The following is a 14002-nucleotide window of genomic DNA, read 5'->3' as shown; positions in this document are numbered from 1 at the left end:
TCCTTTTTTTATTTTTTATCTTCAACGTATTCTGTTTCTTCTATATCTTCAGAAGACTTACTGAATATTTTAATTTTTGGTTTGTCCTGTGTTCCGGTAATCACAATTGGAATACCTAAAATTCCCAACGGTGGCAAACCTAAACGCATTCTCAGATTTAACTTACCATCCAAACTCGTTTGTCCTTCTAGTCTTGGTCTAAATCCAGCTACCTTCATTTTAAAACGTTCAATGGTAATAATGTTATTCTTAATTGCCGTTTTTATATCTACTTGAGAAACATCAGGATTATTAATTCCGTCTGAACCTGTTTTTTCACTAATCACACTGAACATTTTCAGTCCATTAATTTTCACTTTGTTTACCGATAGCAATCCACTTCCGTCTAACGATGGATAAATTGGTTTCATGTTTCCATCTATTGCTCCTTTCAAAGTATAATCTACCGAAATAATTCCCTCTGCTTTTTCCGCAGCCGTTACCATGGTTCGGAACATTGGGATTTCATTGTAGGCTCTTTTTACATCAAAGTCTTTGGCCACTAAATGAAAATCAAACAGCGCTTTTACAGCGCTTAAATCATCGTAATTAGCATCCATTGCTACACTGCATCCAATTAGATTGAAAACGGTCTGTTTTAGGGCTAATTTTCCGTTATTCAAGTATAACTTCCCGTTCAAGTTATCCAATTTCAAACCATTGTAATCTACTTTTTTGGCATCAGCCACTAAAGTCACATTCAGATTCGTTGGCAATACAACCACTCCAGATACTTTTGCATTGGTTGTTTTTGCTTTTTCAATTTCTGGTGTCAACTTTTCATTTTCACCAGATTCTAAAGCCATAAATTCATCGACATTAATGTATTGGGATTTTACATTAAAGCTCCCTTTCAACGTAGCATTTTTTGCAAATACATAATTGATTACATTTTGCAAATAACCATTCATTGCAAAATCGGATTGTCCGTAAACGGCTTTGAATTTTTTAAACCACATTTTATCTTGCTTGAAAGCAAATACTCCTTCATTAATCACAAATGGTTTTGGGAAATACTCTGAGGTTGTTTTAATATCTCTCAGAATCAAAGTTCCTTTATTTTGCATTTTACTGTATTGTCCACGGGCAGCATAACTTTGTCTTCCTATCATAGTTAAATTGGCTTTAATGTATCCATTAAAATCTAACCCTTTTTGTGAAAACACTTTATATAGTTTTGCTACATCTACATCTCCTTTTACATTCACATTGTAATCGATATCATCAAAATTGGAAATTACAGCATTGACATGTAATGCATTCTCTTCTAATACAAATGATGCAGGTGTAAAATTGATTTTCACATCCTTGAAATCTCCTGTTGTATTCGTTGTATTAGCAACAAATTCAATATCTGTAATTGGATTCGGATAGTATTGTGTTTTAATCATCCCTTTGTGCAATACTACTTTAGCATTGGTTACTGGGAATAATCTTTTTTCTTTATTGTACTCTCCTTTCGATACCACATCAAGGTCTAATATGCCTTGTATATCAAGATTTTCTATTCCTAAAGCACGATCGAGTGCACCCAAATCAAGTGTTCCTTTTGCCTTAGCATTAATTTGAGGCGTATCTAACCCCTTAACATGTACATCGGCTACCATTTTATCCTTTCCAAGATTTAACGACAGAGAATCCAGTGTAATTATCATTTGCTCGGTATTCAACGAAGGCATTTGCAAATCAAAGTTAAACTTCAAGTTTGATACTGGAAATGGCGCTTTTTGATAGGCCAAATATCCTTCTCTCACTTTCATGTTCAAGCGCATATCGGGCTTTGTATGTTTTGCTGCATTATAGTTTCCTTTCAAAGTGAACAGTAAATCGGTTGTTCCCTTAACTTCGGATTGTGCTAGCCAGTCTACATATTCTGGAGGCATTGCTGCAAACAGATCATTGATGTTGCTTTTCACAGCACTTACGGCTACATCAATATCATATCCATCTTTTAGGATGTTTAGTTTCCCATTAAATTTAACGGGCAACTTATTAATCATCAAATTATTCTTTTGGAATGTAAAAGACAGGGAGTTCGTATTGATACGGGTAATTAAATCTGCACTTACCTTTTTATTCAGCATGTACATTTTTTTATCGTAGGTAAAATTGAGTGAATCAATTTGCGCATTGGTTGCTAAGTCGAAAACATCTTCGCTTAAATCTCCAGTCCCTATATAATTAAATCCTTTGGCTTCCATCAGCATTTTTGCCGATAAGTCATCATATTTTATATAGGTTTGACGGATGTCAATTTTTTCCAGTTTGATTGCCGTTGTTGAAGTGGTATCGGCTGGTTTTTTATCATCCGAGATATAAACATTGTAATTGGCTTCTCCCAATTCATTAACCTTCACATCTACTTTTCCATTCAGAATGTAAAGCTTATCAATCTTAACTTCATTATTGAATATCAATCTTTTCAGATTGATTCCAAAAGCAACTTCTTTTGCTGCAATTAAAGTATCCTCACGGAATGGTGCTGATCCTTTTAAAGAAAAGTCATACAACGTCAATGTTAATGACGGAAAATGCTCAAAAAAAGAAAGCCTGCTTTTATCAAAATTAACTTCTCCATCCAATTTATGATTGGTAAATGACTTGATTTGTTCCGCCACAGTTCCGGGGAAAACAATAGGCGCTAAAAAGAGCAATAACAAGATTCCAGCTACTGACCCTATTAGCCATGCTACAATTTTTAAAACAATTGATTTTACCGACTTTTTCATAGTACAAATGTACTAAGGGGAAAGCATATAAATTTAATTTATGGTAATTTTTATTTGCAATAATTCTTCCATAGTTGACGATTATTTCTCACTTTATTTGTTAAAATTCCCCTGTCAGTCCATATCGGTTCAAATAATTAATCCTTTTAGACTAAATTTACAAGTCATAATTTAATCGCTATATCAACATGAACAAAAAAACTGTTTTTATTCTGACTACAATTGGACTAACCTTGTTGTCTTGTAAAAAAGAAGAACCAAAAGAAACTGTATCCACTATGAATCCATTATTAGAAACATTCAAAACTCCTTTTGAAGTTCCACCTTTTGACTTGATCAAAAATGAACATTTTAAACCTGCTTTACTTGAAGGTATTAAAGTTCATCAAGCAGAGATTGATTCAATTGCTAATAATACTGCTGCTCCAACTTTTGACAATACGATATTGGCAATGGAAAATTCCGGAGTATTATTGGATCGTGTATCCACAGTTTTTTACAATTTGAGTTCTGCTAATACAAATGATACGATTAAACAAATCGCTCAGGAATTAGCTCCCGAATTAGCGAAACATAATGACAACATTTATTTAAACGAAAAATTATTTGGCCGTGTTAAAACAATCTGGGATAAGAAAGCTAGTCTTAAATTGGATTTAGAGCAAGCAAAAATTTTAGAAAACACTTATAAGGCTTTTGTACGTAGTGGGGCTAACTTATCTGCTGCTGACAAAGAAAAACTGAGAACTATTAATGGTGAACTATCTGTTTTAGGTTTACAATATGGTGATCACGTTTTAAACGAAACAAATGATTATCAATTAACTATTGATAAAAAAGGAGATCTTGAAGGTCTTCCACAAGAATTAATTGACGCTGCGGCAGAAGAAGCTAAAACAAAAGGGAAAGAGGGCAAATGGGTTTTCACATTACAAAACTCAAGTGTAATTCCTTTTTTACAGTATGCCAAAAACCGTAAACTTCGTAAAGAAATCTGGGAAGCTTACCAAAACCGTGCTAACAATGGTGGTGAAAATGACAACAAAGAGATTGTTATTAAGGTAGCTAATCTTCGTACTGAAAAAGCACAATTACTAGGTTATCCTACTTATGCTGATTATGTTTTGGAAGAGTCTATGGCAAAAACACCCGCTCAGGTTTATGAATTATTAAATAAACTTTGGAAACCTGCATTGGAGGTTGCGAAAAATGAAGAAGCTGACATTCAAAGAATGATGATTGCTGACGGTATTAAAGAAAAAGTTGCACCATACGATTGGAGATATTATACTGAAAAAATCAGAAAAGAACGTTTTGATTTAGACGAACAGGAATTAAAACCTTATTTCAGTTTAGAAAATGTACAAAATGGTGTTTTCAAAGTAACGGAGAACTTATACGGATTAAAATTCAAACAGCTTAATGATGTTCCGAAATACCATAAAGATGTAACGGTATGGGAAGTTACTGAAGCAAATGGTGATCATGTAGGTATTTTATACATGGATTTCTTCCCAAGAGAATCAAAAAGAGGTGGTGCATGGATGACTTCATACAGTGATCAAAAAACTGTAAATGGTAAACGAATTGCTCCAGTAATTTCTATTGTTTGTAATTTCACTAAACCAACAGAAACTACACCTGCTTTACTAACTTTTGATGAAGTAACAACGTATTTCCATGAGTTTGGACATGCTTTACATGGATTATTATCCAATGTTCGTTACAAGAGCTTAGCGGGAACAAATGTTCCTAGAGATTTCGTAGAGTTACCTTCTCAGATTATGGAGAACTGGGCTGCAGAACCAGCCGTATTAAAAATGTATGCAAAGCATTATAAAACGGGTGCTGTTATTCCTGATGCATTGATTGAAAAATTACAAAAATCTGGAACTTTTGATCAAGGTTTTGCTACTGTTGAATACTTAGCAGCTTCTTTATTGGATTTGGATTATCATACTCAAAAAGGAAAAATTACAACTGATGTAAATACTTTTGAAAATGCATCTATGCAGAAGAATGGTTTGGCGGATGCAATTATTCCACGTTATAGAAGTACGTACTTCAATCATATTTTTGCAGGTAGCGGTTATTCTGCTGGATACTATAGCTACATCTGGTCTGGTGTATTGGATACTGATGCTTTTGATGCATTCAAAAAAACGGATTTATTCAATCCTGAGATGGCAAAATCTTTCCGTAAGAATGTATTGGAAAAAGGTGGTACAGAAGATCCAATGGTATTATACAAAAGATTCCGTGGTGCTGAACCAAGTATTGAGCCTTTACTAAGAAAAAGAGGGTTGAGTCAAAAACCACTAAAACTATAATTGTATTTTAATACATACAAAAAAGCCCATTTCAATTGAAATGGGCTTTTTTATTTACTATCCGTGGTATACACGAGAAGCAATAATTTTTCCGTTATTTACTTCCAGCACTTCTGCCACAAGCATATCTTCTTCTCCTTCCACCTGTCTGATATATTCCATAAAAACACGGTCGTTATTTGCCGTTAAGGAAGTTACCTTATAATGTAATGTTGGCAAACGATCGAAGGCGTCACGCCACCAATCGCGCAATGCTTCTTTACCTACTACCAAACCGTTGGTTTCTGGTCTTCTTATTTTTAATTTTGGACTAAAATGTTTTGCTTCATCATCGTACAATGACAAAAGCTGTTCTAAGTGATGCGTATTGAAGGCATCAAACCATTTGTGTGCAACGGATTCTAAATTCTTAGGTATCATAGGTGTATTAGTTATTTAGCATTCCAAAGAAAAATTCCGCTCTCTTCTTATACCAATGATAAGTAAGAACGGAATCTTATTTTTATTCTTCCAATCGAAATTGGAATATAAATATTACATATTTTTCAAGTTGATAACTTCTTGATCCGTTAGGAATCTCCAGTTACCACGTGGTAAATTCTTTTTTGTTAAACCTGCATAAGCTACACGGTCTACTCTCAATACATCATATTTATAATGTTCGAAAATAGCACGAACTACTTTTACATGTGAAGTACGTAATTTAATTCCGATTTCACTTTTAGGTTCGTTCTCAATATAACTGATTTCGTCAACATATACTTTATGTCCGTCTAGAGTTACACCAGAAGCAATTTTCTCTAAATCTTCAAACTTCAAATTTTTATCTAATGAAACTTGATAAATCTTTGGTGATTTCTGATTTGGCAAAGTGAATTTTCTAAGAATATCGGTATCATTGGTAAACAATAATAAACCTGTTGTATTCTTATCCATTCTTCCTACTGGTTGGATATTTGCTCTTGTAGCTCCTCTAACCAATTCTAGTACGTTACGAGGTTCATTCTCATTATCTCCTACTGTAGTAAAGTTTTTAGGCTTATTCAATAAGATGTATTCTTTTTTACCTGGTGTCAATAATGTCCCATCAAAGTGAATTGTATCACTTGATTTCACTAAATATCCCATCTCGGTTACCGCTACACCATTCACTTTTACATTACCTGATTGAATATAAATATCTGCTTCACGTCTAGAACATACGCCTGAATTAGCAATATATTTATTAAGACGCATCTCGTCTGCATTCTTAGGTCTTTTAACAGTTGGTGCTTTCGCTACTGTTGGTTTTGTAGCATCTGGAGCTGCTGGTTTTTTCTTAAAACCTGGCTTACCTTTATCTGGATTTCCTTTACCCGCAGGTCCTTTACGTTCTCCTTTAGATTTACCGTTAGCATTCCCTCTATTGTTGCTATCTTTTTTATTCATAAAAAAATTATTTTGGCAAAGATACTATTAAATCGATAATAAGATCGTTCTTCCTCTTAATAAAACTACAGGATCAATCAATACGATGCAAAATACACCAGCAACAATTAAGAATTTAAGGGTATTATGCAGTAATAAAAACTCTTCTTTGGTCTTCGATTTCCATAAATAAACGAGAAATAAAACCAAGATAATCATACTGGCATAAAAATAAATATCCATGTAACCTACATCATAAATCTCAATTAATATATAAACCGGAAACACCGTGAGTATCGTTAAGACTGTAATTATTTTCTTGGAAACGGCTTCTCCATACAGAATGGGAATCGTTTGGTAACCATTAGCCAAATCCCCTTTTATGTTTTCCAAATCCTTAATCATTTCACGGATTAAGATTAGCAAAAACAGGAAAATAGCATGACCGAATATTACGGCATAGAAGTTTTTATAGTACAGTAATATCCCAAAGAAAGGTAATACTGCCAATAGTGCAGCCATTAAATTCCCTATAACGGGTAGCTTTTTAATTTTATGGGAATAGAACCATATCGCAAAAATATAGACTGCAAAAAATAATACGGCACGCCAAGAAACCAAAAAGGCTAATGCAGTTACAATAAAGTTTAAAGTAAAATAAACCTGTAACTTCGTTTTACGACTTACTAATCGGTCTAACATTGATTTGTTAGGACGATTAATCAAATCTTTTTGGGAATCATAAAAATTATTAATGATATATCCCGAAGCAATTGTGAGTGAGGATGCCAATACTAAAATAAACAGATTAAAATCCAATAGAATTGACAATGCTCCTTTTTCGGGAGCTAGTATAAATATCGCAGCCAAGTACTGCGCTAGAATTATAATGGGAATATTATAACCTCTGACTACAGAGAACAAACTGAGGATTTTCATCAATAAAAGTTTGTTCTTTCTGCTCAACATTTTTAATCTGTTGTTTGTCGGTTAAAAAAATAGTATTTACAATTCAATGGGATTAGAATTGGTAAACTACTTCAAGTTTATAGTCTTTCAAAGCTGATTTTGCTTTTTCGAAATCTTCTGTAAAACCTAAGATGTATCCACCTCCGCCTGATCCGCAAAGTTTTAAATAGTAATCATTACTTTCAATTCCTTTTTGCCATACTTCATGGAACTGCTCTGGAATCATTGGTTTAAAATGACTTAATACTACTTTAGATAATTTCTTGGTATTTGAAAATAAAGATTTCATATCACCATGAAGGAAATTTTCAACACAAGCATCAGTATATTTCACGAATTGGTTTTTCAACATATTACGGAAACCTTTTTCTTTTAGGTTTTCCATAAAAATATTTACCATCGGTGCTGTTTCTCCTACTATTCCTGAATCTAACAAGAATACTGCTCCTTTTCCATCGGTACCTTGAGAAGGAATTCCTGCTGGTTCAATATTATCTTTGGAGTTGATTAAAATCGGAATGCTTAAATAACTGTTTAAAGGATCTAATCCAGAGCTTTTCCCGTGGAAAAAAGACTCCATATTCGCGAATATATTCTTTAGCTGCAATAATTTTTCACGTGTTAAATTCTCTAAAACTGTGATTTTATTTTGAGCATATTGGTCATATATTGCTGCTACTAAAGCACCACTACTTCCTACACCATATCCTTGTGGAATACTAGAATCAAAATACATTCCAGCTTCAACATCTCTTTTTAATGCTGCAAGATCGAAAGTCACTAAATCTGTTTGTTCGTCTTGTAATTTCTCCAAATAAGAAACAAAGCGTTTCAAACTCCAATTTGATTTTACGGCTTCTTCTGATGGATTTTCAGCCATTTTCAAAGCGCCATTATAAAAATTATAAGGAATAGACAATCCCTTAGAATCTTTGATAATTCCATATTCTCCGAAGAGTAATATTTTTGAGTAAAATAAAGGTCCTTTCATAGTTTTTCAATTGATAATGGACATGGATAAATGCTTATTACTAATAAAGATAGTCTAAAAATAGGGAAATACAAATTGTTTCTCCTTCTATTTGAGCTCCTTAAAATCGCTTATGCTAAATGAATTGCTCCAAATCCAATTTCGTCGCAAATGTACTGACTGTTTTGGCAATAGGCAACTAATTCATTCTTAATAAATTCTAAAACTTCTTTTTTGAACTTTTTAGGATATAGTACATGGACATTTGCTCCTGCATCTAACGTAAAACAAACCGGAATATTGGATTGATTTCGATAGGCCCATATTTTGTTTATGATTTCCAATGTATTTGGTTTCATCAAAATAAAGTACGGTAATGAGGTCATCATCATTGCATGCAAGGTCAATGCTTCACTTTCTACTATTTCAATAAATTTTGTCAAATCACCCTTTTCAAAAACTTGAATTAATTTAGAAATGTTATCGTGTGCTTGTGCAAATCGGGTTGTTGCATACGGATGATTGTGCATAAGGTCATGCCCCACAGTACTAGATACTTGCTTTTCTCCTTTATCGACTAATAGTATGGTATCTTGGTATTCTTCAAAATTTTCATGAACTGCATAGGGATATGAAACGCCATATAAGTCTGTGCTTCCTTCTATTTCTGCATGGTCACCCCAAGCCACAAGACTTCCTTTCACACTTCTACAGGCACTTCCAGAGCCTAAACGCGCTAGAAAAGACGCTTTTTGCAGAAAAAAAGCTTCACTCATTTCAGACATTAAAGTCCTTTCTACACTCATTAAACACAACGCTAGAGCGCTCATTCCGGATGCCGATGAGGCAATTCCTGAGCTGTGTGGAAATGTATTTTGGGTATCAATTTTAAAATGGTATTGTTTTAAAAAGGGCATGTATTTTTCAATACGCTGAAAGAATTTCTGAATTTTTGGCTTGAAATCTTCCTTTGGTTTTCCTTCAAAAAACAAATCAAAAGAGTACGTATCCGATGGTGTTTCTTTTTTATTGAATGTTACTTCCGTAATGGTTTTACATTCATTTAAGGTAAAACTAATCGATGGATTGGCTGGAATTTGGTTTTCCTTTTTTCCCCAATATTTCACTAATGCAATATTACTGGGTGCACTCCATTTAAAGCTTCCTGATTCTACTTCTCGGTTATAGTGAGCACTAATGAAATCTTGTTCTTTTGACATCTTCTAAAATTTATGCAAAGATACATTTTTCAAAAAACATTTTTAATTTGTCAGCGCTTTTGAATACCTTTAAAACAAAAAAGTTTTCATGAAGTCTTTATTTTCCAAAATCCTAGTCGCAGTAATCATCTGTGTCAGTGTAGGATTACTCTCTAGTATTGCCACTCAATCTAGCATAAGCACATGGTATCCTACCTTAATAAAACCAAGTTTTAACCCGCCTAATTGGATTTTTGCTCCGGTTTGGTCGCTATTATATATCATGATGGGTGTTGCCGCAGGTTTAGTTTGGCATCAAAAATATCTTTATCCTGCTGATGTAAAAAAAGGAATGATCTTTTTCATCATACAATTAGCCTTAAATGCTTTGTGGTCTATTTTATTCTTTGGCTTGAACAATCCGCTATTGGCCTTAGTCGAAATTGCATTGTTATGGCTTATGATTTACGAAACGTATATGGTTTTTAATAAAATCAATAAGATTGCAGCCTACTTACTTATTCCTTATTTGATTTGGGTAAGTTTTGCAATGGTCTTAAATGCTAGTATTTGGTGGCTAAATAAATAGTTGTTAATTTTCGTTCAGTTTTTTAAACTCCCTATTTTTAGCGTGTAGAAAATCTGTAATGGCGAGAATATTATTATTATCCATCAAGGATTTAGATTCCGGATCGGCATCACAAAACTCCAGGAATAGTTCTTTCTCTTCTGAATTTAGTTTTAGATTTTTTGTAAAGAAATCAGAAGAGAAAGTTGTAGTAATATGTTTTTTAAAATCCGTCTTTACCACTTGTCTTTTTACTTCTTCTTCCTTTCCCAATAAATTCTTGATTTGTTTTCCAAGCCAGATAAAATCAACTCCCCCAGGAACTGTTACATCTTTATAACCTTCTACTCGTATTTTCTTTTTAGGAAGAGTAGCGTCTATTTTTATTTTCTTAATTTCTTCTTTACTCAAACTAACAGTTTTCAGCCTTACAGCAGAAACATTAACCTCATCAAGTTCTTCTGGTTTTAAAAGCATCGCAATAACCAGATTATTAGCATCCATATTCTCTTGAGTTAACTTTACTTTTTTAAGATAAAAATCCTTAGAGAAAAATAACAAACTATCATTTGCATGGACTCGAATTGAAAATTCTCCTTGGGCATTCGTAGTAGAATTTATTCTAGAAGTTGTATTGATTACCTCAACATTCTCAAGTAAAGTATTTCCATAAATAACTTTACCATTCAGAACTTTTTCTGTTTGGGAAACACCAATTTGGTAGGCAAATAAGGAAATTGTAGTGAGTAATTTTACTTTCATTTATCTGTATTAAACTTGAAAGTAAAGTTATCCGAATTGTCTTAATTAAAACTTAGGAAACACGCAAAGTATTGTTAATAGATTTATGCTTTTTAAATGGCTTTCTTGTGAAGATCATCATTCCACTTTAAATGCTATTTGCAACAATAAATCCACTGGTCCATGCATTCTGAAAATTGAATCCTCCTGTTATAGCATCAATATTTACAATTTCACCTGCAAAATAAAGGTTATCATGGAATTTGCTTTGCATGGTTTTAAAATTTATTTCTTTTAAATCAATCCCTCCTGCCGTAACAAATTCTTCTTTAAAAGTACTCTTTCCGTTAACCTGAAAAATAGCTTTGGTTAATTGCTGTGCTAAATTTTGAGTTTGCATTTTAGATAAATCTGCCCATTTGGTTTCTTCAGAAATATCTGCTGCTAAAACAATATTTCTCCACAATCGATTTGGAAAATCAAACGGTGATTTTGTGACTACCGTTTTCTTCGCTTGATCTTGTTTCAATGTTTTCAAGACTTCCTCTGCATCTTCTGTGTCTATATCATTAAGCCAATTGACTTCAATGGCAAACTGGTATTTTTTATCGGATAATATTCGAGCTCCCCAAGCTGATAGTTTCAATATCGCTGGACCACTCATTCCCCAATGTGTAATCAACAAAGGCCCAGTACTAGTTAGCTTAGTTCCTTTTACATTTACTGTTGCCAATGCAGCAATACCTGGAATGTCTTTGATACGTTTATCTTTGATATTAAACGTAAATAATGACGGTACTGGACTTACAATACTGTGTCCTAACGTTTCCATCATTTCCCACATTTTTGGATTACTTCCTGTGGTTACCACAATTTTGTCGGCTAAGAAAACATCGTTTTGTGTAGATATTTTCCAGTAATCTTCTGCCCTATAAATAGATTGAACACTTTGTGCCATCAAGATTTGAATGTTCAACTTTTGTGCTGCTTTTAGAAAACAGTCAATAATAGTTTGGGATGAATTGCTAACAGGAAACATTCTTCCGTCTTCTTCAATCTTTAGTTCTACTCCATGTTTTTCAAACCATTCTATTGTATCTCCGCTACAAAACTGATGAAAGGGTCCTCTCAATTCTTTTTCTCCACGTGGATAGAACTTCACTAATTCATTTGGTTCAAAACAAGCATGGGTTACGTTGCAACGTCCGCCTCCCGAAATACGAACCTTAGTCAGTACTTCCTTACCGCGTTCTAAAATGGCAATTTTTAAAGTTGGATTTTTTTCAGCAATATTGATTGCAGCAAAAAAACCTGCTGCACCACCGCCTATTATAATAACATCAAATTGTTGATTCATAATTTTTCAGGATAATCAGATATAATACCATCGACACCATAGGATTTAATTCGGGTAATATCTTCCATTTCATTTACCGTCCAGGTATATACTTTATATCCTTTCTTTTGTGCATTCGCTACATTGTCGGGTGTCAATAAGCTATAATGTGGGTGTATCGCTTGAGCAGAAAATTCTTTTGCCCATTTTAAAGCTTGCGAAACACTTGCTTGTGTAAGTACTCCTAATGCTACATTCGGATTGATCGAACTCATTTTTTCTAATTCTTCTCGTTGGAAACTGGATACTAAGAAGCTATTATAATTCCATCCTTTGGCATTTACATATTTCTCTATAATTTCCGAAACACGTAAGGCCGTATGTCTTCCTTTTAGCTCAACATTGATTACACAGGTTTGTCCAACTAATTCAAAAACTTCTTCTAATGTAGGGACTTCATATTTCCCATCAATCCTTAAGGCTTTAATTTCTTTCAAGCTCATGCGGTGCACTTCACCACTTCCATCTGTAGTTCTATCTACTGTGAAATCGTGTATCACCACAAGTTCTCCTGTTTTACAGATATGAACATCTAGTTCGATTGCGTCAACTTGACTATCTAAAGCTTTCTGAAATGATATTATCGTATTTTCCGGCTCGTGTCCTTTAGCTCCGCGGTGCCCTATTTTTAGTATATTATCCAAAGTAGAAAAATGAGTATTGATTCTTTATAGGGTACAAATTTAGGCTTTTTAAGACAATTAATCCACCTCTATTTTCCCTATCCCTTCATTATACAGCATAACAAATCCCAACTAGTGCTTTTGTTTTTATTTAAATACTCAAGCTCAAGTTGGGATGGTGTCTTAATTTTATAAAAAAATTATTTACTTACTGCTTCGGCAGCTTCAACAATTAAATTGATAATCTCTTTTGGATGAGATGCCATGGAAGCATGACTGGAATCTAATGAAATGATTTTTTTAGGGTTCATGCGTTCTGCCATTTCCTTTTGTGTTACTGGTGGAATCATATGGTCTTTTTCGGAAATCTGGTACCATGATGGTTTTTCTTTCCAGGCTGGTGCACCGGATTCATCACCAAAGCATTTTCCTGAAATAGCTTTTTGAGATAGCGACATTACATTGGCTTCGTCTTCACTCAAATCGGCACAGAATGATTCATGAAATTTATCGTATTTCACCCATAATACGCCATATTGATCGGGTACTAAGTGCGCAGCTCCAGATGGCGCTTCTCTTTTTGCAAAAATACCACCTAAGCTTTCTCCTTTGTCTGGAGCAAATGCTGCAATATATACTAGTCCCGCAACTTTAGGATTATTTCCTGCTCCTGTAATAACTGCTCCTCCGTAGGAATGTCCTACTAGTAGTACTTGTCCTTCTTGTGCTTCAATAAGTTTACGTGTTTGTTCTATATCGTCTGCTAATGACGTTAAAGGGTTCTGAACTGCTCTAACCTTATATCCTTTTTTATGTAATTCAGGTATTACGTGACGCCAGTGCGACCCATCTCCCCATGCTCCGTGAACTAAAATAATTGTTGTGCTATTCTTCATGATAAAAATATTTAAGGATTATTTTTCACAATTTGATTCAATTCAATTACGAGGATAGTATACTTCTTATAGTAATCATTTATAGATTTAATTTTTTTGCAAAAATCACAAATGATAATTACTCAAATATAAACT

At 33.7% G+C, this 14002-nt stretch carries 12 protein-coding genes; 2 read left to right on the top strand and 10 right to left on the bottom strand.

The annotated features are described in order from the left end of the window. Positions 1-8 precede the first annotated feature (8 nt). Entirely contained in the window at positions 9-2768 is a 2760-nt protein-coding gene (locus tag P6733_RS02415) for an AsmA family protein (RefSeq protein WP_306349997.1), read from the bottom strand. Positions 2769-2956: 188 nt separating this feature from the next. Between P6733_RS02415 and P6733_RS02410 the strand changes: the two genes are divergently transcribed. Continuing rightward, a complete protein-coding gene (locus P6733_RS02410) occupies positions 2957-5098 on the top strand; it encodes a M3 family metallopeptidase (RefSeq protein WP_306349996.1) in 2142 nt (713 codons plus the stop codon). 57 nt (positions 5099-5155) lie between these two features. On the opposite strand, the gene P6733_RS02405 is transcribed toward P6733_RS02410, so the two are convergent. From P6733_RS02405 to P6733_RS02385, 5 genes are all read right to left on the bottom strand, one after another. Then, complete coding sequence (locus P6733_RS02405) at positions 5156-5518, bottom strand: nuclear transport factor 2 family protein (protein ID WP_306349995.1); 363 nt, start codon at positions 5516-5518, stop codon at positions 5156-5158. 114 nt (positions 5519-5632) lie between these two features. After that, positions 5633-6526, bottom strand: a complete 894-nt coding sequence (locus P6733_RS02400) for a pseudouridine synthase (RefSeq protein WP_306349994.1) — start codon at positions 6524-6526, stop codon at positions 5633-5635. A 27-nt stretch (positions 6527-6553) separates the two neighbouring features. Continuing rightward, positions 6554-7474: a geranylgeranylglycerol-phosphate geranylgeranyltransferase gene (locus tag P6733_RS02395; RefSeq protein ID WP_306349993.1), complete on the bottom strand. Its 921-nt coding sequence runs from the start codon at positions 7472-7474 to the stop codon at positions 6554-6556. A 52-nt stretch (positions 7475-7526) separates the two neighbouring features. After that, entirely contained in the window at positions 7527-8465 is a 939-nt protein-coding gene (locus P6733_RS02390) for a mevalonate kinase family protein (RefSeq protein ID WP_306349992.1), read from the bottom strand. A gap of 110 nt (positions 8466-8575) precedes the next feature. Continuing rightward, positions 8576-9664, bottom strand: a complete 1089-nt coding sequence (locus P6733_RS02385) for a diphosphomevalonate decarboxylase (protein ID WP_306349991.1) — start codon at positions 9662-9664, stop codon at positions 8576-8578. Between the two features lie 88 nt (positions 9665-9752). Between P6733_RS02385 and P6733_RS02380 the strand changes: the two genes are divergently transcribed. Further along, on the top strand, positions 9753-10232 hold the full coding sequence (locus tag P6733_RS02380) for a TspO/MBR family protein (protein WP_306349990.1): 480 nt from the start codon (positions 9753-9755) through the stop codon (positions 10230-10232). 3 nt (positions 10233-10235) lie between these two features. Here the strand turns inward: P6733_RS02380 and P6733_RS02375 are convergent, their stop codons facing one another. From P6733_RS02375 to P6733_RS02360, 4 genes are all read right to left on the bottom strand, one after another. Then, positions 10236-10973 (bottom strand): hypothetical protein, encoded by a 738-nt coding sequence (locus P6733_RS02375; protein WP_306349989.1) that lies wholly within the window; start codon positions 10971-10973, stop codon positions 10236-10238. A 127-nt stretch (positions 10974-11100) separates the two neighbouring features. After that, on the bottom strand, positions 11101-12309 hold the full coding sequence (locus tag P6733_RS02370) for a BaiN/RdsA family NAD(P)/FAD-dependent oxidoreductase (RefSeq protein ID WP_306349988.1): 1209 nt from the start codon (positions 12307-12309) through the stop codon (positions 11101-11103). Next, positions 12306-12992, bottom strand: a complete 687-nt coding sequence (locus P6733_RS02365; protein WP_306349987.1) for a glycerophosphodiester phosphodiesterase — start codon at positions 12990-12992, stop codon at positions 12306-12308. The genes P6733_RS02370 and P6733_RS02365 overlap by 4 nt, the downstream gene beginning before the upstream one ends. 179 nt (positions 12993-13171) lie before the next feature. Then, the gene (locus P6733_RS02360; protein WP_306349986.1) at positions 13172-13867 is read right to left on the bottom strand and encodes an alpha/beta fold hydrolase; all 696 of its coding nucleotides are present in this window, start codon (positions 13865-13867) and stop codon (positions 13172-13174) included. Positions 13868-14002: the final 135 nt, after the last annotated feature.

This window comes from Flavobacterium aerium (genome assembly GCF_030766725.1).
Lineage (GTDB): Bacteria > Bacteroidota > Bacteroidia > Flavobacteriales > Flavobacteriaceae > Flavobacterium > Flavobacterium aerium.
Note: the sequence above shows the minus strand (reverse complement) of the source record. Positions and strands in the feature narration are given on the sequence as shown.